This is a genomic window from Bacillus cereus group sp. MYBK30-2, assembly GCF_051915945.1.
Lineage (GTDB): Bacteria > Bacillota > Bacilli > Bacillales > Bacillaceae_G > Bacillus_A > Bacillus_A paramycoides.
Window position 1 is genome coordinate 509,552 of sequence record NZ_JBQAFR010000001.1, and the last position, 18,066, is coordinate 527,617.

Here is an 18,066-nt window from a genome sequence, read left to right on the forward strand (position 1 = left end):
TCTCTTATCAATATTCATATGTTACAATAGTATCAGTAGTACCGGCAAAACCATCAAAACAATTAGAGCAACCACCGCCACCACAACCACCACAACCGCCACAACCACCACAACCACCACAACCAAAACAACTAAAGCAACCGAAGCAACCAAAACAACGGAATCCACCACAACGGAATCCACCACAACGACCACCGCCACAACGACCACCGCCACAACGACCACCGCCACAACGACCACAACCGCCACAGCGACGAGCATCATCTTCAATATAGTAATATGGATATTGGTTTTGCTGGTCCCAATACACAACATTTCCAGACTGATAATCATTAAGGCTTAACGCTTGTAGTTCTTGTTGAAACTTATTCATTTTCATGACCTCCGTTTATAAACTAGAACCCCATCGATGCTTTCCTATATTTCTGTTCGTTAAATCTAAGTAGAAATAGCGCTATAAACTAAGTTCAATACGTACACCAACAAAATATGACCTATCACTAGATGATGCAGCTTGTTCATATGCCTATTTTTAGGTTATTTTTACTATGGGCTCATTTTTATAAACGGAAGGGGGAAAAATTCCCGTGACACCTTCCAAATTGATTTTTACACTCTTGAGCAATTTTAAAAGAGCAAAGTACTATAGTTAATAAACCAGTTAATATGATCAGTACCCCTATAATACCAAGCTTCTCAGATACAATTGACATAATAAAATCAGTATGAGGCTCAGGTAAAAAACCTTCCTTTTGAATTGTAATGATAAGCGAAAACACCAACGGATAATCTATTAACTTTAATACTTTTTTTCATTTCTATTCTCTCTTTCCCCATACTTCCAACAAATTTGTCTACAAACTTTGCGGGAACGAACTTAGGTATAAAAACTTAATATAAATTTTTTATAAACCTAGTAACATTTTTGCAATGGTAAAGTACAGAATTAACCCAGTCCCATCGACTAATGTCGTAATGAACGGACCTGAGATAACAGCTGGATCCAGCTTTAACTTATTTAGAATCAAGGGTAATACAGATGAAACAATAGACGACCAAATAACAATGAATAATCCAGTAATAGCTACAACTTGTGCGACTTCTGTACCTACGCCTAAAGTGTACGCACGAATTAATGCCGCCACGGCTAATGTAAGCCCGAGTAAAATACCTACTAATGCTTCTTTTTTCATAACACGAAATATATCTTTAAATTTCACCTCATTTAGAGCTACAGCACGAACCAATGTAGTTACGACCTGTGTACCTGTATTTCCACCAGTTCCAATTAACAATGGAATAAAGAAAGCCAGTGCAACTACATGAGTCAAGGTTTCTTCATAATGTCGAAGTACAGAACCAGTATATGCTTCTGCTACAAACAGAAGTAATAACCACCCTATACGTTTACGGTATATTTGCCAAATAGAGGTTTCGAAATATGGCTTATCTAATGGTGTGCTCCCTCCTAATTTTTGAATATCTTCAGTTGCTTCTTCTTCGAAAACATCCATTGCATCATCAAAGGTTATGATACCTATCATCCGATTATCCATTGTTGTTACAGGTATAGCGGATAAATCATAATCCATTAGCTTTTGTACAGCTTCTTGTTGGTCTAGGTCCACTGAAACTGAAATAACATCTGATGCCATTATTGATGATAAAGTCTTATCATCTGAAGCTAGCAATAATTCACGAATAGAAACAATTCCATTAAGCTGACCACGCGTATCAAGAACATAAATATACGAAATTGATTCTACCCCTGCCCCAATTTTTCTAATATGCGACAGCGTATCTTTCACTTTCCAATTTTCTCTGGCAGCAATATAGTCAATTGTCATCAGACTACCAGCTGTTCCAGATTGAAAAACCAGCAGACTTCTAATTCTTTGTTGAGATTCTTCAGACAAAAGTTGTATCAACTTTTCAGCCTGAAGTGGATGAATTGAAAGAATTACATCAACAAGGTCATCAATAGATTGCCTAGCTAATAGCTCTTCCCCTTTATCCACAGACAAGTTGGTGCAAATATTATATTGCTCCTCTGGAGTAAGGTAACTAAGAATTTTCGCACCTTTTTCAGTAGGAAAACATTTCATTAAAGATATCTGATCTTTATGATGAAAATCTTTCATTTCCATTGCAATATCATAGGATTGAGTTTTTATAAGCTCTCGCACTAAGTGTATGTCTTTTGTCGTTAATAATTGTTGTAAACATTGTTTCATCGTAATTCCTCCTTAAGGACAGTGGTACTTGTTTTCATTTTCCCACTTTTGGGAAAACAAATTTCTTAATAAATATGGGATCAATATCATCAATCATTAGTTTCCCCCCCTTTTATAAGAGATTTATTACAAATAAAATTTTGCATATAAAAAACCTCCCCTAGTGATTCAACTAAAGGAGGCTGATTTTAAAAAAGACATAGCTAAATAAAGCTCATTCCCCCTAGTTGAGTTTTGGCACTATACAACGTAAAGGATGAATCATTCATCACTTAGCTATCTTAAGAAGAGCCTTAATCCGACAATTCCTGTTCTACCCATTGGCATCTTTCGATATTTTTGGGCAATAGCCTGTGTTTGTATAGGAGCCTCACCTAACAGGTTATAAATATTTAAAATTTTTTGCTTGTTTCATGTTAAAGCATATCCACTATATTTGAACTTGTCAAGTTATAATAAAACTTATTTTTCCACCTTTTAATATCAAAACATTCCCAAATCATAGATATAAACATCTGTATAATAATTTATATTTATACAGCGAACCTTACAATTTATGCGCTAAATTTTTAAAACTATAAAATATTAACCATGAACTCATTAAGCAGGTTTAATAGTATATTAAAATCATCATTATCAAGACTCTGTTAAGTTCATACCATCTTCTACTGTTACACAAAAATACTATTGTTCCTGAATCAAAAATTATTAAAAGCCACTATGTAAAGTACTCAAAAGCACATTTCCAGTCTAAAGAAAGTATACCAAAAGAAATTTATTATTCTTCAGTAGACTTTAATGGCTATATACAAGCAACTACCGCTCTCCAAATCCTGTCTGAAAACCCCACTCCTGATTCAGTCCCTTCCTTCATGAATACCCTTTTCCTTATTTAGTTCCTACACCCTATTCAAGATATGCTGTTTTATCCTTGTCTGATGAATATCTATTTATCTTTTCATATAGAGCAAACAGAATTTTTACTCATAATTTTTTATTTATTAGGCAAACTATGTCTAAGCCGTTTGAACTAGCGGCTTCACTCTTCTGGTAATGGGAAAGCAATTTATTGTAATTGACTAACTCATTCAATCCACTGGTACCGGCAGGCAACAAAAATTGTTGCCTGCCATTTTCATATATACTTTTTCTGATTTCATTTCAAACCATATAGAAATTGCGTGCTGTACTGATTTTAAACAGGAAGGAAATTGATTTTTGAAAAAGCAGAAAGGGTAAGGTTCTGTCTACTTTTTGTATAAGACTCTCCCTTTTCACATATACTATTTTTGAACCTATTTACCAATACGTGTCCTATTGGTGTCTTGAATTCCTCCTTAGCTTCTTTAATATTTGGATTTTACAGATCATAAGCACATTTTCTGGTTATTCGTAGTTTTTATCCAGAATAAATTCCTCCTAAAAAGGGCGGCAGATACAACTGCATGCCCTTTTTACTTACATTGCTGCTATATCCAATAAAGTAAATAAAAACTTATAGAATGCAGTATTACATATTCTTTGTAGTCCAAATTATGTTAGAATTTCTTATGTTGTTTATTTCATAATCGAATTATGGTTTCATATCTAATTCAGCAACGCGTGAGCTGTATACTAAAAAAGAAAAGACACCAAAAAGGTGTCTTTTCTTTTTTAATATAATCGAATTCCAGTACTATATTTGTTCTCTTAAAAACCTTCTATCTTGTTCTTAAAGTTGTCAAATTTCATATGTAATTCCCCAAAAGCATATGCTATTATGTTGCTAAGAAACTATGTGTTCCCTTAACCCTGTATCCGGCCCTGTATTTTTTACAGGGTCTTTTTTTATTTGACAGTTTATCAGTGTTAATAATTTCGAATTTTTATTTTAAATCGTTTACGTGTTAATTAGGTTTTGAACCAATATATTAATATTTAGGTGCAGGTTTAACAATAAGTCCCTTGAAATGCCTAGGTCGGCAATGAGTTGCACTAACTCAAAAAATAAAAGCCAGTCTCAATAAAGAGAAATGACTTCTATTTGGGTAACCATAATTATCATAGAACTTTTACTTTAACAGTTTGTCTTCCCCAATTAATAGCTTTGCTTTTTGAACCTACTAAAACATCAATACGATTACCTTTAATTGCGCTACCGGTATCAGCAGCGATCGCTTCACCATAATTTTCTACCCATACTTTTGATCCTAATGGAATTACTTTTGGATCAACTGCAATAATTCTCATATTCGGATTTTCCGTTAAATCATGCCCCATCGCACTTAATACGCGTCCACCATATGTACCATTTTCACTTGGATCAGCAGTATACGCTGTTGCTATAACCGTTAATTCACGTTTAGCAGACTGTGTGTTATTTTTAGATACTTCTTTTGCCTTTGCTATTTCCTGCGCTTTTGCTATTTCCTGCGCTTTCACTGCTTCCTGCGCTTTTGCCACTTCCTGCGCTTTTGCTACTTCCTGCGCTTTTGCTACTTCCTGTACTTTTGCTACTTCTTTCGCTTTTGCTATTTCCTGCGCTTTCACTGCTTCCTGCGCTTTTGCTACTTCTTTCGTTTTTGCTACTTCCTGCGCTTTTGCCACTTCCTGCGCTTTTGCTACTTCTCCTGCTTTTGCTACTTCCTGTACTTTTGCTACTTCTTTCGTTTTCGCTACTTCCTGTACTTTTGCTACTTCTTTCACTTGCATTGCTTTTTTCGCTTTTACTACTTCTTGCGTTTTCTCTTCACCTTTCTTTTCAACTGTTGCTGTACTTGATAAGAAAGAAACATTTGCATACGCTGTTTTTCCTTTATACTCAAATTGCAGCCATCCATCTTTCACTTGCTGCGTTGTTTCAATTACATCATCTTTTTTCAGTCTGCCAAGAATTTCTGATTCTGTGTTCGCTTCAGAACGTACATTTAACAAGTTTGCTGTTACATGATAAATATTTTTTGTAAACTCGGAACTTACAAATGCCTCTTTACCGTTTAGCTCAATTTTCGACCACCCTTTTTCAGTATGTATGACATTTAACTTATGCCCATCTAATACTTTACCGACAACCTTTGATTCTGTAGTTGGGTTTTCGCGTACGTTTAGTACATCAGCTGTTACAATAGTTTCTGCGGTAACGGATGTTGTAAAAGCCCCCAACCCAAAAACTGTTGCTGTTGCTGCACCAATTATTTTTTTCATAATAGCCTCCATTATATTTATTTTTTGCAGTTTATTATATCAAATGTTTCCGTAAAATTAGGATAATTCACTGAATAACAATATATTTGTAACAATATATTAACACAACTTAATATATTGTTGTTTATAAAACCCCTTTTCATTCCAGATTTATAATGTTTCTTCATTTTTTAAACACAAAAAAGGAACCTTTTATAGGTTCCTTTTTGCCTCACACTCTTTTTCAAATGGTACATTTTTGCACCTACATTCAGCATAGCTTATAATTCCTATAAAACAAATAAGATTAAATGAAATTGTTATCTTATTTTCATAAAAGAAGATGCTGGTATAGAAATTAATAATATTAGGTTCACGTGCGAAAGCTTTAGTGTTCTTTCACCAGCATCAAAACACCATCATTTCTTATGATTCTACAGATAGGATAGCGTACTTTTTAATTTCAGGGGAATTTTGTTTCGATAGCTCGATAGCCTGCCGCATCTTTAGGTACACTTCAAAAGAATCTCACGTTAATGCATAAAAATCGTAGAAATAAGTTTGATCATTTCTTGATCCTTGTGCTATTAAAGCGTCCAATTGTGAAATTGGCAAAGGCAGTCTAATTATCGAATAGCCCTCTTCCTCTCAGATTTGCGGAAACAGGCTCCTTTCCTATTTCACGTGCCCATATAGATAACTGGCCGATATGGTGGATTTCGTGGGCAATGACATGACGTATAATCTCTCCATGTGTACATTCAATGACTCGGCGCCTGATTGGTGCGTCTCTAGAGCTAATCGGTTTTTCATTGAAATCAGTTTCTGAAAGTTTCCGAGAATCCATTTCATTTGTCCAAGATGTCACAAATGCCTTCACTTTCTCGTGGTATTGAGCTGAAAGATTTTTCACTTTTTGTAAATTAGCATAATCTTCAAACAATAGCTCCTCAGGCACTGGTTCACCTCGTAAACCTAAGATCCACATACATTCCACATCTACAATATGAAATAGGGTATGTAGGATACTGCCGAACCCACCGACCCGTTTTTTTAATAGTTCTTCATCCGGTATATCTTCGCACAATGTAAACCAAGCATCACGAACTTGCCAGTTATATTGAAACAGTTTCAACATCACAGCAACCTCCATCTTTTAGATTAATATTTAATATTCACCAATAGACTTCAAAATCCCTATTTATATAATAACTCTAAGAACCTATTAAAACCCTCTACAAACTGGCCCTTTAATTGAACATTCCAGATGAAGTTAAAGGGTCAAAAGAAAAATCCTATTATACAGGGGTTTATCAAACTTTTTTTAAAATTATCAATTTTTTTAATACAGGTTTTTCCAGAGATGTCACTATGGTATCTATTAATGTCATGTCACTTTAATCGAGTTCTATTTCCGACGTTGATTAAAGAACAATCCATTAACGTTTTTATTATAAGAACAAAACTAATTCCACCACAAAATATAGCAATTCCTGAAAATGTTTATTTATAAATATTTTCACTTGATTAATAAAGGGATTATTTTTTTGTTGTATTACTTCTTGGATTTGTCATAGTACAAAACCTTTCTCCTCCTAACTTTTCGATACATTCTCATGACAAATCACTTTCTCATAATGTGCTGATCTAATATTTTTTCTAGCATTTCCAAAGTAACTGGTTGCGCTAATGCATTAAGTTGATACCCAATACGCCCGTTCGGTTCCGCTGTAACTTTCTGTAAGCTCTTTAAATCATGAATCCCTTTTTCTCTTAACTGCATATATAATTGTTGTTCTGACATTTTTGCCCGCATCAAATTCTCTTTTACAATCTCTCCGTTTTCAACAATTACAATACTACTTCCATTTAGAAATTGTTCTACCTTCCGTGATTTCAATTCTAAGAAATGAATAATAAATAGTATGCTCGAAAATGTTATAGCTGCAAAAATAGATGGAATCACTTTCCTACTCAATACTGGTTCTACAATAATACGTCCAATTGATACAACTATAATTATTTCAGCTCTCGTCATTTGGCTAACAGATTTACTACCTGTCATTTTTAAAACAATAATTCCAGTGAGGATTAAAATAATGCTTTCCAAAAGAATATTCATAATAGCCCAATCCTTTAATAGTGAATGTTACTAGCATTCCCATTAAAGGATCATTTTTATTATATTTTACATACTTTTCAAGTTTTTAAACCATTCGGACCATGATGGAAATAAAGGCTTCCATCCATATTCTTTACGGGCTTTATTATTTGAAGCTCCTCTTTCCCAACTATTTTTCCAAACTTGAACTTTAGGTTCAGGTGCCTCTATTGCAGCTGCATATATCGGTAACCATTCTTTACTAGTTACAGGAGAGTCATCTGCAATATTTACGATTCCGGAAGGCCAATCAAGAGCTAACACAGCTGCTCTAGCGGCATCTTCCACATGTATAAAAGAGCTCATACCATCTGTTGCAATAATTTCGTTATTACGAACTTGATTCGCAAACACTCCGTTTTCCGCATACCATGTTCCTGGTCCATATAGCGTACCGTATCGAAGTATAACTGCTTCGGGTAATTCAGAAACTGTTTCTTCTAATTTAGCAATACCATTTATCGTAACTTGACGAGGCATAGGAGCGTAAAAATCTAGCGGGTCTGTTTCTGTCGCAAGTTTATCCCCCGGTTCATACGCCCACGAAATACTTTGAGCAATTATTTTCTTTACACCTACATTTTTAGCAGCATCGACAAGATTACGAGTACCTTCAATTCTAATCCTTGCATTGTCCTCTAAATTCCAAGTTGATAGCGCCGTCAATTGATGGATGACTACATCTGGCAATGTTTCTTTTAAAACAGAGAATACTTCTTTACGATTAAATACATCAGCTATTACCGGTAATACCCCCAGATTTTTCAATGACTCTTTTTGTGAATCACTCCGAATCATTGCATATACCGTATGCCCTTCATTTATTAACATCGGTAATAAATTACGTCCTATTACACCTGTTGCACCTGCTACAAAAATCTTCATATGTGTTCCTCCTCATTTTGAATATCATAATTGAGACGAAACATATGTAAGGTATGTGACAAATATTTGGTTAGTTTTTCATTATTCATATGAAACGTACACTTTTAAAGGGCTAATTATACCTTGACTCAATTCCTCAAAACATTGTATGAGTCTAGCATATTGTATTTCATGTTGAAAAATTTCTTCTATAAATGTTGTGTATTCTATTTGGTTAAAAAACCAATCTGCATGTTTTTGATAATCGTATCCATCACTTGACCCAATGATTTGCAATTCTTTCCCATAAAAGTCGGCAGTTAATGTTAGTTCTTCTTTATTACCATCAGAAAGTATACATATTACACCATTATTATTAAGAGCTTTTTGCAATGTACGAAATCCGCTATTTGTAGCTGAACATTCGAAACCGTAACTATATGTTTCTAATATTTGCTCTTCTGAATCATATATGTTTTTTGCACTAAATTTCTTTGCAAATTTTTTTCTGCTACTATTAGGTTCAATAACATCCACATGATCAACACCTGCATAGTATTTTAAGAAATAACTTGTGAGTAACCCCATAACTCCCATTCCAGCTATAAGTACTTTTTCATCCTTACGTGGGTTTAGTTTCAATATTCCTTTTGCGGCATCACATGAAAGAATTGATAATAACGCTGTTTTAGGTTTTATGTAATTAGGCACTCGAATTACTTTATGGCTCTTAACAACACCTAATGTTTGGTGCCCATAAAAAGAAACTACTTTATCACCTACGTTTAAATTGGTCACTTTATTACCTACTTGTACAACTTCACCATAACTTTCATATCCGGTTTCTTTCGGATATAACGGATTAGAATCCGAAATATCCGAACTATTATATTGTGGTAATTCAGCGCCAATACTTATTGCACCAGCTATTGTTTTAACGATTATTTCATCGTCCTGTAATAACCTGACTTCATCCGTTTCCCATTTAAGTTGTTTAGGTCCTTCTAACACTAACTTATATTGTTTCATTGTTATCCTCTCTTTTTATGGAAATGTATTCAAACTAACTTTTGAACTATATATAATAACCAATATGGATGTCTCATCCAAAATTAAAGCTATAGAGTTGGCTAGCAACCAACAGTGATAAAGTGATTGTTGAATTTGAAGGATTTGAAATAAATGAATATATTATTGGAAGTAACTGTTCTATTGCTGATTTGAAGAAAAAGTATCAAAGCATAAAACAAGATGATCTATCTTATAACGAAATTGTTACTTTATTTTGCGTTAAAAATAATTACCAACGTATTTCAAAGGTTTATTTAAAAGATATTTTAAGTGATATTGTAATTGATTTAGACACAGACTATATATATTTTCCTAGAAGGTAACAGGAACCACTTAAAATAGATAATTTTAATACAAATTATGATTTAGACAATAATTTAATAAAAGAAGTGAATGCCCAAATGAAATACGCAAGTTGTGTTACGATATACATCGTAAGTTCAAAACCTGTAAGCTTTCTTTCTCTTTTCATCTTCTTTAAATATCTATAAAAACAAAATGAGCATAAGAGCAGTAAAACTATAGACATTTGATATAAATTTTCCACTAAAAGAACTGCCATATACTTCACCCCCATATAAAATAAATAAACTATACTTTATAGGATATCATTAAACAGGAATTATTTACCATTATTTTAACAGAAAATCTATAATAATTAAATTTTAAAAAGAGCACTCCTACAAATGAGTGCTCTAAAAAAATATTAATTTTGATTTAAAACATTCTCCTCAAAATATTTGCCCCAATCCGGTCGTCTTCCATCCATATCTGTAAAACCATACTCTCTTCCCAATTCCCATGAACTAAGCGCACGGCCTGTTTTTTCATGTACATTTGGATCACTTGCTAAAGCTGCAATAGCTCTTCCAATGAAGAAAGGAGTTTCTGATGCGATAAAATGCGGATCCGTTTTTGCTCCTTCTTGCCAGTTCTCCTCTGTTACACCAAATATATCTAACATCACTTCGGAACGAAGAAATCCTGGGCTAACTGCAACTGCTGTAATATTATCCTTCCCTAAATCTTTCGCCATCGCTTCTGCTAAATGAATTGTGGAGACTTTGGCTAAACTATAGTATAAATTACCACGGTATTGATAATCGACGCCATCTGTAATTTCAATAACGAGTCCTTTTTTATTTTTCACCATTAATGGCACGCCGTAATAACTCGTCAACATATGAGAATGGACTGCCCTTTGCTGCATCAATAATCCGTTATGTAAATCATGTTCCCAAAACATTTTGCCCCATTCTGTTAAAGGGTCACCGCCCCAAACATCATTAACTAAAATATCAAGCTGTCCATTTTGCTCGTCTTGAATTTTTGCAAATAGTGCTTTCACATCCTCTTCAACCGTATGGTCAACACGGACAGCAATTCCTGTCCCACCCTGTTTTGTTACAAGTTCTGCCGTTTCTTCAATCGTTTCAGTTCTTCCCATAGAGGATAGATTACCTTTTGTACTTCTTCCTGTTACATAGACAGTTGCGCCTGCTTCGCCGAGCATCATCGCAATACCTTTACCCGCACCTCTTGTTGCCCCGGCTACAACTGCTACTTTACCTTGTAATGGTTTCATATCATTCTCCTTAATTTTCATTATCAAGTTTTATTATTTTGAGTACACTCTTACTATCATATTTTTTCGTATAGATTTCTCCATCTGGAGTAATAAATTTTAGCGTAATTACACCGCAAACTCCATTATAAAATTGAAATTCGCCTTGCATATTTGATATAGCGACTTCCTTATTTTTAATTGAGCCTGCGTAAATCTTCACAAATGATATAGGATTGTCGTTTCGGCCAACAACAACTGACTTTGAGTGAATAGCAATCGCTATACATTTATCACTTTCTTTATTATATAGTAATTGTAATCACTCCAATTACTACAGCAATACATACAAACAAGGCTATTATTTTTCTTTTCATAATAAGCCTCCTAAAAAACATTATTCTTTTTTGAACTGAAAATCCACACGGTTCATTCGTTTTATTTCCTCAATTATCTTACAAATACCTTCTTCAATATTGGTTTCTTTTACATTTGATACATTTAACTTTAACAATCTTTCTTTATGAAAGTTACTTAAATAATTTTTATCAATAGAATCTATGCTTATTTGACTCTTGCTTACATTTTCAATAAATGTGTCGGTAACTATGTTTCTTTTCAGCTGTAAACACGTGTGTATTCCAATTGGATCTACTGCTCTATAAGTAAACAAATGTGGATTTTCATTTTGAACACCTTCTACTACTTCCGCAAGTTTTTTTGACCTATTGTAGTAAGATGCTTTAATTTTATGTTTATGCCGTTCAAACATCCCGCTCTTTATGTAAATTTCTAAAGCAGCTTGTGAAATCATAGGACTATCTATATCTAATATTTTTTTATATTTATAAAATGCCTCTCCAATAGATTGCGGAATGACTGCAACACCGACTCGTAAGCCTGGGAAGATAATCTTCGAATAACTTTTTAAATATATAACATGATTACAATTATCTTGGTTGTAAAACGGATCTACTTTTGAATCAGTTTCTAAATCCGCTAAGTAGTCATCTTCCACTATAAACACATTATATTTCTTCGCAAGTTGAATAATCTTCTCTTTCTCTTTTTTAGAATAAGAAGTTCCAAGCGGATGATGAAATCTTGGTATTGTATAAAAGAATTTAATTTTTTCTGTTCGGAATACCCTCTCTAGTTCATCTAAATCTATCCCTTTATGCGTACGCTTTATTCCGATTACAGGGACGTTATTTGTTTCTATATATTCAATATATAAATGGTAACTTGGCTGTTCAATTAGAATTGTGCTATGTGCATTCGGGAATGGTATAGAAGTTAATATTGCAAGTGCTTGCTGCACACCTGACGTTATAAAGATATTTTCTTCTTTTGTGAAGACTTGATAGTTTGCCAGCTGTTTTTGAATAACTGGAATTAAAGACGGTAAGCCTTTCGGTGTTCCGTATACAAACAAATCATTTTTATATGTATTAATTGCCTTATTAATACAATGTTGAAAATCTAAGTACGGAAAAACATCTGGATCAGGTGCTGAGGAAGCAAAATCAATCATCTCGTTATTTTCTATATAACTCTCAGATTTCTTAACAACGTAGTATCCACTTTGAGGTACAGAATAAATAATATGACGCTTTTCTAGTTCATGAAGCGCACGTATAATTGTAGCCTTATTACATTCATATTGCGTAACAAGTAATCGTATTGACGGTAATTTCTTTCCTTCTTTTATCTCTCCATTTTGAATCATACTTTCTAAGTCGTTTAAAACATGTAAATATTTATACATCATTACCACCCCAACATTTAATTTGTACCGGTACAGTTTGTATTTGTTCACATTGTAGCACTAGATCAGAAAGATTACTATGTACGTATACTGGCCAGTAAGAAATCAACTACTATGAGGTGAAATTATGAAAAATACAACAAAAGCATATATATCAGCGTTACTCTATTCATTTATTATTGGATTTTCATTTATGTTTGTGAAACTAGCATTAACCATTACGAACCCTCTTGATACTCTTGCTCATCGTTTTACAGTTGCTTTCATAGCAGCAAGTATTCCAGTTATTTTTGGTTTTGTAAAGTTGAATATTTCATTCAAAAACATACTTGCACTTTTGCCACTTGCAATATTTTATCCAGCATTGTTCTTTGCTTTCCAAGCATTTGGCTTAGTATATACAAGTTCATCTGAAGCTGGAATTATACAGGCTGCTATCCCTATATTTACAATGATACTCGCTTCCTATTTTTTAAAAGAGTATACGAATATATGGCAAAAAACATCTGTACTCATTTCTGTCATCGGTGTCATTTATATATTTATCATGAATGGTATCGTTGCTCATAAAACTAGCTTCATCGGTGTTATTCTCATCCTGTTATCAGCATTATCATCTGCTTGCTATAATGTGTTAGCTCGAAAAATGACAAAGAAATTCAAGCTAATGGATTTAACCTACACAATGACAGCGCTCGGTTTTATTAGTTTTAATTCCATCGCAATCGTCGATCATTTAAATAAAGGTACAATAACTATATATTTTAAGCCCTTTACAAACGGAACATTTCTTATCTCCATTTTATATTTAGGATTACTATCATCCTTACTAACGGCCTTATTATTAAACTATTCATTATCTTATATTGAAGCAGCTAAAATAAGTGTCTTTAGCAACTTATCTACACTTATTACCATTATCGCAGGCGTTGTATTCTTACACGAGCAAATTGCCTACTATCATATCATCGGTACAATTATGATTATTATTGGTGTAATAGGTACAAATTTTTTGGGTAAAAAAGGAATTTTAGCGCGAAAGAAGAATATTTCCATGAATAAATAAAAAGTGAGGGATGTAAAATGCAGCGCTTGAACACGATTGATATTAGTAATGTACTAGAATTAGAAAAAGCTCTTTCGTCTTTATTAGATATACACATTTCTTCAAAACTAGACCTTGAAAACTGGCTAAAAGAGCAATCTAAATTAATTTGGGAAATCGAAGAACAGCTAAGATCTCATTATATCGCTTTTCAATGTAATACAGATAATCAGGATATTAAAGATACATTTGAATACGATCAGCAGCACGTAAGACCACTTATCAAACGTTATCAAAATTTATTTGATAATAAATATTTAGAATCACCTTTTCGAATGGAATTAGATTCTAAAGACTATGGTTTGTTGGATAAAAAAATACAAAATGCTCAAACATTATTTTGCGAGAAAAATATTGAACTAGAAATAAGGGAAGATAAATTCGTAACAGAGTACTTTGAAATCACAGGAAGTTTAAGTGCAATATGGAATGGCGAAGAGAAAACACTAACTGAATTACAATCATATTTACAAGATCCAAATCGAGATATACGTAAAAAAGCAAGAACACTTATCTCAGAACAGTATTTAACTGTTGAGAAAGAACTCCAAAACATCTTAAATAAATTGGTTGAAATTCGCCATCAAAAGGCAAAAAACATTCAATTAGATAATTATCGTGATTATATGTTCAAAAAATATGAACGTTTTGATTATACAGCGGAAGATTGCTACGAACTTGCAGAATCTGTTCGTAAATACGTTGTACCACTTATTGATAATATATTTAATGAGAAAAAAGCTGAGCTTCAAGTAGATACACTTCGTCCGTGGGATCTAAAAGCAGTCGCACCAAATCAAAAAGTATTAAGACCTATTGAAGACGAGAAGGATTTAATCGAAAAAAGTTCTCACATTTTACACAAATTAGACCCTGAATTTTATGCATTATTGAGCCGTATGCATAAAAATGATTGCTTAGATTTAGAAAGTCGTAAAGGAAAAGGACCCGGAGGATTTTGCGAACACTTACCTGCTTCTCAATTATCTTTTATTTTTATGAATCTCAATCATACACATGATGATGTTACTACTTTCCTCCATGAAATGGGCCATAGTATTCATAATGAATGTATGAAGCAGCTAGAGCTACAAAAATATTTAGAAATCCCTTCAGAATCAGCCGAACTAGCTAGCATGACAATGGAATTGTTTTCGATGGAGTATTGGGATGCGTTTTATGAGAATACAGAAGAATTTATAAAAGCAAAATTAGATTTCTTTAAAGATATTATTAAGTATTTACCACAAATGCTTATCGTTGATCAATTCCAACATTGGATGTATGAAAACCCTAATCATACTGCTAAAGAAAGAAATGAAAAATATTTAGAATTACATAACACTTACCAATCGAATGTGGTAAATATTGAAGGTTATGAGAATTGGATAGCAACTGGCTGGTTACCTGTACTACATATTTTTGAAGTGCCATTCTATTATATCGAATATGCAATCGCACAACTTGGTGCGCTTCAAATGTATAAACAATATAAAGCAAATCCAAAACAAGCACTAGAAAATTATAAAAAAGCTTTATCATTAGGTAGCTCTAAATCTTTAACAGAAGTATATGAAGCAGCTGGAATTCGTTTTGATTTTTCTAGTGAAACAATAAAAGAATTAATGGCATTTGTAGAAGCAGAATTAAATTTACTTAAACAAATATAAGAAAAAAAGATGCACTTATCCTTTTAGGTGCATCTTTTTTCCGTATTCTCTCCTAATTTGTTTCAATTTTTATCTCACTTTATTAATAAGCTTTATATATTGTAGATCCCCATATCCTATTGTTGGAAAAAGATTAAATAACCTTTTTAATAGTTCTTGTGTTGGTAAATCTTTATTTTGGGAGATATACTTTACTACTGCATTTTTTTCTTTTAGCATATTTAAATACAAATCTATTGCTTGATACATTACGGGTAATACCTCATGAGATGGCTTTTTATAATTTATTACTACTTCATTGTAAATAGCATCATAGTTTCCTAACTCAAGTTCCATCTGACTTACTTTATATTCATCATCTCTGAAGCTATTGATGTATACCTTCCCCTCATAACCAGACTGTTCAAGGTATGAAAGTAATGTAAGTAAATTTATTTGGCAAAACATATCTTCACCAAACCATAAAACGATACATTTATACTCTCTCTTAAAAAGATTCTCTAATGGATCAATAACCTTTTTTATATAATCTTCTACTGAGCTATTATGCCCCTTCGCCCTCATTTTAATAAACTCATCATCAAAAACTTGTGTAGTAGCTGCGTTTACACACATTGCTTCATTAAATGGAGCGTAATCAGACTCTCCCATTAGTTTTTCATTTTCAAATTCTTCATACATAACTTGACCATTTAATATGTTAAGTACATCTCTATCAAACAACTCACTCTTTTTATTTCTTAACTGTTCTACCTCAATTTTTCTAGAAATATTCATTCTACACCACTCCTTACCATTATTGATTGAGAGTTTACTAAATGATTGAACAGGCATTTGCTTAAGCTGGAATTCTCTTGGAGTTATACCAAAAATAGTTTTGAAAGCCCTACTATAAGCCTCTTGTGAAGAATAGTCATATTCAAATGCAATATCAATTATCTTTCTATCATTCATCAAATCTTCCGTAGATAAATACAATCTCCTAAAAAGAGTATAGCCTCTAATACTTATACCTGTTACTTGGTGAAATTTAAAAGAACAGTAATAAGGAGAAAACCCCATATAATTAGATAATGCATCTAATGAAAATTCACTATTTAAATTTGTTTCAATCCAATCGATCATAAGTTGTATATGTTCATTCATTAACCTCACCCCTGAATAAAATTATACGAGCTATCCATTTCTTTCTTTTGATATTTCTTGTGATTTATAACGTTAAATATCCTCTAAAATCTTTAAATACTATATGTAACTTTTATTTTCATATTTTTTCAGCTATCTTATTTTGTCATACATTTACTTAAATTTCCAATAAAGTTCAAACTTAATCAGTCTGAGAAATACTTTTTAAAGGATTCTGTAAAATAAAACACGAATTTTGTAAGTTAAGAAACTAGTAGCTTTGTAAATGGAAAAGCCATGTTTGGAAAGGAAGTTAATATGAAGAATATAGAAAAAGAAATACTTAAACTAATTAACGAGCTATATCCATTGGATTTTATTAACATTACACCAGTAACAAATGAAATGTATCAATGTCTCGCGAAACAAGGAAATTATTTCGTTAGAATAACTAACTATAAAACTTATGAAGAGCAGTTGGAAGAAGTAAAATATACGGACTTTTTATATAAAGAAGGATTAGGAGTACCTCCAATAATACCTTCTTTAACGGGGAATTTAGTAGAAAAAATAACACTAGACAAAGAACTCTTTACTGTATTATATAAAGCTGCTCCCGGTATTCATTTGCCAAAAAGCGAATGGAATTCCAATGTATTTAAAAAATTAGGACAACAAATCGGCAAATTACATCGTATATCTAAAAACTTTGAAAGTATTGAACCGGTAATACATATAAACGATTGGTATGAAAATGAAGAATATAATTTTCTTCACTATATCCCTATAGAAGAAACTACTATAAGAGAAATTGCATCTGATGTTTTAACTTCTATACAGGAACTTTCAAAATCCCCTTCAAATTACGGGTTAATACACGGAGATTTATGGCTAGAAAATATATTAGTGGAAAATGATTTGAATTTAACAATGATTGACTTTCAAGACTGTGAAAAACATTTTTATATATTCGATTTGGCAGTTCCAATCTATAGTGCGATAGAATATTCATTCGTTGGGAATGGTAACATAGTTGACTATGAGAACTCTATTACAAAAGCAATAGTTGAAGGATACAAAGAGGAACATGATTTACCTAAAGAGATGCTAGACCAGCTACCATTGTTTATTAAATTAAAGGAGATATTCGAATATAGCTTAATGCATATGTATTGGGATAAAGAAGAATTAACTGAGGAACAAGTACGGATAATGAATCTTTATAGAATGAAGATCGAAAATAATCATTCTTTCATTAACATATAACACAGATGTTGTTCAACTACACGGTTATCATAGTTGAACAACATCATGTAATTACTAGTTTATTTTTAGGTATATT

Annotated in this window: 15 protein-coding genes, 3 pseudogenes and 1 riboswitch; of the genes and pseudogenes, 5 read left to right on the forward strand and 13 right to left on the reverse strand. The window is 32.7% G+C overall.

From position 1 onward, the window contains the following. Positions 1–7: 7 nt before the first annotated feature. The 3 genes and pseudogenes from ACTFQM_RS02720 to mgtE all read right to left on the reverse strand — a co-directional run bounded on the left by ACTFQM_RS02720 (position 8) and on the right by mgtE (position 2,234). Positions 8–373 (reverse strand): heterocycloanthracin/sonorensin family bacteriocin, encoded by a 366-nt coding sequence (locus ACTFQM_RS02720; protein ID WP_440033359.1) that lies wholly within the window; start codon positions 371–373, stop codon positions 8–10. A 223-nt stretch (positions 374–596) separates the two neighbouring features. Further along, positions 597–761 (reverse strand): annotated as a pseudogene (locus ACTFQM_RS02725) (FtsW/RodA/SpoVE family cell cycle protein); the annotation flags it as partial. Positions 762–905: 144 nt separating this feature from the next. Next, on the reverse strand, positions 906–2,234 hold the full coding sequence (mgtE, locus tag ACTFQM_RS02730) for a magnesium transporter (RefSeq protein ID WP_002172084.1): 1,329 nt from the start codon (positions 2,232–2,234) through the stop codon (positions 906–908). Between the two features lie 212 nt (positions 2,235–2,446). Continuing rightward, positions 2,447–2,623, reverse strand: a riboswitch (M-box (ykoK) riboswitch). Between the two features lie 236 nt (positions 2,624–2,859). Between mgtE and ACTFQM_RS02735 the strand changes: the two are divergent. Beyond that, positions 2,860–3,130, forward strand: a pseudogene (locus ACTFQM_RS02735) (hypothetical protein); the annotation flags it as partial. A 1,144-nt stretch (positions 3,131–4,274) separates the two neighbouring features. Here ACTFQM_RS02735 and ACTFQM_RS02740 read toward each other — a convergent pair. From ACTFQM_RS02740 to ACTFQM_RS02760, 5 genes are all read right to left on the reverse strand, one after another. After that, entirely contained in the window at positions 4,275–5,417 is a 1,143-nt protein-coding gene (locus tag ACTFQM_RS02740; protein ID WP_440033360.1) for an SH3 domain-containing protein, read from the reverse strand. A 601-nt stretch (positions 5,418–6,018) separates the two neighbouring features. After that, positions 6,019–6,534 carry a DinB family protein gene (locus ACTFQM_RS02745; protein ID WP_071719504.1) on the reverse strand — a complete coding sequence of 172 codons (516 nt, stop codon included), beginning with the start codon at positions 6,532–6,534 and terminating at the stop codon, positions 6,019–6,021. Between the two features lie 486 nt (positions 6,535–7,020). Then, positions 7,021–7,518: a DUF421 domain-containing protein gene (locus ACTFQM_RS02750; RefSeq protein WP_440033361.1), complete on the reverse strand. Its 498-nt coding sequence runs from the start codon at positions 7,516–7,518 to the stop codon at positions 7,021–7,023. 66 nt (positions 7,519–7,584) lie between these two features. Beyond that, positions 7,585–8,442, reverse strand: a complete 858-nt coding sequence (locus ACTFQM_RS02755; protein ID WP_440033362.1) for an NAD-dependent epimerase/dehydratase family protein — start codon at positions 8,440–8,442, stop codon at positions 7,585–7,587. Positions 8,443–8,523: 81 nt separating this feature from the next. Beyond that, entirely contained in the window at positions 8,524–9,450 is a 927-nt protein-coding gene (locus ACTFQM_RS02760; protein WP_440033363.1) for an alcohol dehydrogenase catalytic domain-containing protein, read from the reverse strand. A 122-nt stretch (positions 9,451–9,572) separates the two neighbouring features. Here ACTFQM_RS02760 and ACTFQM_RS02765 point away from each other — a divergent pair, with 122 nt between their 5' ends. Continuing rightward, positions 9,573–9,815, forward strand: coding sequence for a hypothetical protein (locus ACTFQM_RS02765; protein WP_002172078.1), 243 nt, complete (start codon positions 9,573–9,575; stop codon positions 9,813–9,815). A 35-nt stretch (positions 9,816–9,850) separates the two neighbouring features. Here the strand turns inward: ACTFQM_RS02765 and ACTFQM_RS02770 are convergent, their stop codons facing one another. The 4 genes and pseudogenes from ACTFQM_RS02770 to ACTFQM_RS02785 form a co-directional block, all read right to left on the reverse strand. After that, positions 9,851–10,054: a hypothetical protein gene (locus tag ACTFQM_RS02770; protein ID WP_002172077.1), complete on the reverse strand. Its 204-nt coding sequence runs from the start codon at positions 10,052–10,054 to the stop codon at positions 9,851–9,853. 144 nt (positions 10,055–10,198) lie between these two features. Then, positions 10,199–11,077 carry an SDR family oxidoreductase gene (locus ACTFQM_RS02775; protein ID WP_440033364.1) on the reverse strand — a complete coding sequence of 293 codons (879 nt, stop codon included), beginning with the start codon at positions 11,075–11,077 and terminating at the stop codon, positions 10,199–10,201. Positions 11,078–11,087: 10 nt separating this feature from the next. Continuing rightward, positions 11,088–11,433, reverse strand: a pseudogene (locus ACTFQM_RS02780) (carboxypeptidase regulatory-like domain-containing protein). Between the two features lie 20 nt (positions 11,434–11,453). Next, the gene (locus ACTFQM_RS02785; protein WP_440033365.1) at positions 11,454–12,824 is read right to left on the reverse strand and encodes a PLP-dependent aminotransferase family protein; all 1,371 of its coding nucleotides are present in this window, start codon (positions 12,822–12,824) and stop codon (positions 11,454–11,456) included. Positions 12,825–12,951: 127 nt separating this feature from the next. Here ACTFQM_RS02785 and ACTFQM_RS02790 point away from each other — a divergent pair, with 127 nt between their 5' ends. Both ACTFQM_RS02790 and ACTFQM_RS02795 read left to right on the forward strand, forming a co-directional pair. After that, entirely contained in the window at positions 12,952–13,890 is a 939-nt protein-coding gene (locus tag ACTFQM_RS02790; RefSeq protein ID WP_071719510.1) for a DMT family transporter, read from the forward strand. Between the two features lie 17 nt (positions 13,891–13,907). After that, on the forward strand, positions 13,908–15,599 hold the full coding sequence (locus tag ACTFQM_RS02795) for a M3 family oligoendopeptidase (protein WP_440033366.1): 1,692 nt from the start codon (positions 13,908–13,910) through the stop codon (positions 15,597–15,599). A 69-nt stretch (positions 15,600–15,668) separates the two neighbouring features. On the opposite strand, the gene ACTFQM_RS02800 is transcribed toward ACTFQM_RS02795, so the two are convergent. After that, the gene (locus ACTFQM_RS02800; RefSeq protein ID WP_440033367.1) at positions 15,669–16,745 is read right to left on the reverse strand and encodes a helix-turn-helix domain-containing protein; all 1,077 of its coding nucleotides are present in this window, start codon (positions 16,743–16,745) and stop codon (positions 15,669–15,671) included. A gap of 276 nt (positions 16,746–17,021) precedes the next feature. Between ACTFQM_RS02800 and ACTFQM_RS02805 the strand changes: the two genes are divergently transcribed. Next, positions 17,022–17,990: a phosphotransferase enzyme family protein gene (locus ACTFQM_RS02805; protein WP_400529844.1), complete on the forward strand. Its 969-nt coding sequence runs from the start codon at positions 17,022–17,024 to the stop codon at positions 17,988–17,990. Positions 17,991–18,066 lie beyond the last annotated feature (76 nt).

Excerpts from the sequence above, each read along its gene's own strand:
- ACTFQM_RS02805 (WP_400529844.1), top strand. The coding sequence starts at position 17,022 with ATGTTTGGAAAGGAAGTTAATATGAAGAATATAGAAAAAGAAATACTT.
- ACTFQM_RS02755 (WP_440033362.1), bottom strand. The coding sequence starts at position 8,442 with ATGAAGATTTTTGTAGCAGGTGCAACAGGTGTAATAGGACGTAATTTA.
- ACTFQM_RS02795 (WP_440033366.1), top strand. The coding sequence starts at position 13,908 with ATGCAGCGCTTGAACACGATTGATATTAGTAATGTACTAGAATTAGAA.
- ACTFQM_RS02740 (WP_440033360.1), bottom strand. The coding sequence starts at position 5,417 with ATGAAAAAAATAATTGGTGCAGCAACAGCAACAGTTTTTGGGTTGGGG.
- ACTFQM_RS02720 (WP_440033359.1), bottom strand. The coding sequence starts at position 373 with ATGAATAAGTTTCAACAAGAACTACAAGCGTTAAGCCTTAATGATTAT.
- ACTFQM_RS02770 (WP_002172077.1), bottom strand. The coding sequence starts at position 10,054 with ATGGCAGTTCTTTTAGTGGAAAATTTATATCAAATGTCTATAGTTTTA.
- ACTFQM_RS02760 (WP_440033363.1), bottom strand. The coding sequence starts at position 9,450 with ATGAAACAATATAAGTTAGTGTTAGAAGGACCTAAACAACTTAAATGG.
- mgtE (WP_002172084.1), bottom strand. The coding sequence starts at position 2,234 with ATGAAACAATGTTTACAACAATTATTAACGACAAAAGACATACACTTA.
- ACTFQM_RS02790 (WP_071719510.1), top strand. The coding sequence starts at position 12,952 with ATGAAAAATACAACAAAAGCATATATATCAGCGTTACTCTATTCATTT.
- ACTFQM_RS02750 (WP_440033361.1), bottom strand. The coding sequence starts at position 7,518 with ATGAATATTCTTTTGGAAAGCATTATTTTAATCCTCACTGGAATTATT.
- ACTFQM_RS02775 (WP_440033364.1), bottom strand. The coding sequence starts at position 11,077 with ATGAAACCATTACAAGGTAAAGTAGCAGTTGTAGCCGGGGCAACAAGA.
- ACTFQM_RS02745 (WP_071719504.1), bottom strand. The coding sequence starts at position 6,534 with ATGTTGAAACTGTTTCAATATAACTGGCAAGTTCGTGATGCTTGGTTT.
- ACTFQM_RS02785 (WP_440033365.1), bottom strand. The coding sequence starts at position 12,824 with ATGTATAAATATTTACATGTTTTAAACGACTTAGAAAGTATGATTCAA.
- ACTFQM_RS02800 (WP_440033367.1), bottom strand. The coding sequence starts at position 16,745 with ATGAATGAACATATACAACTTATGATCGATTGGATTGAAACAAATTTA.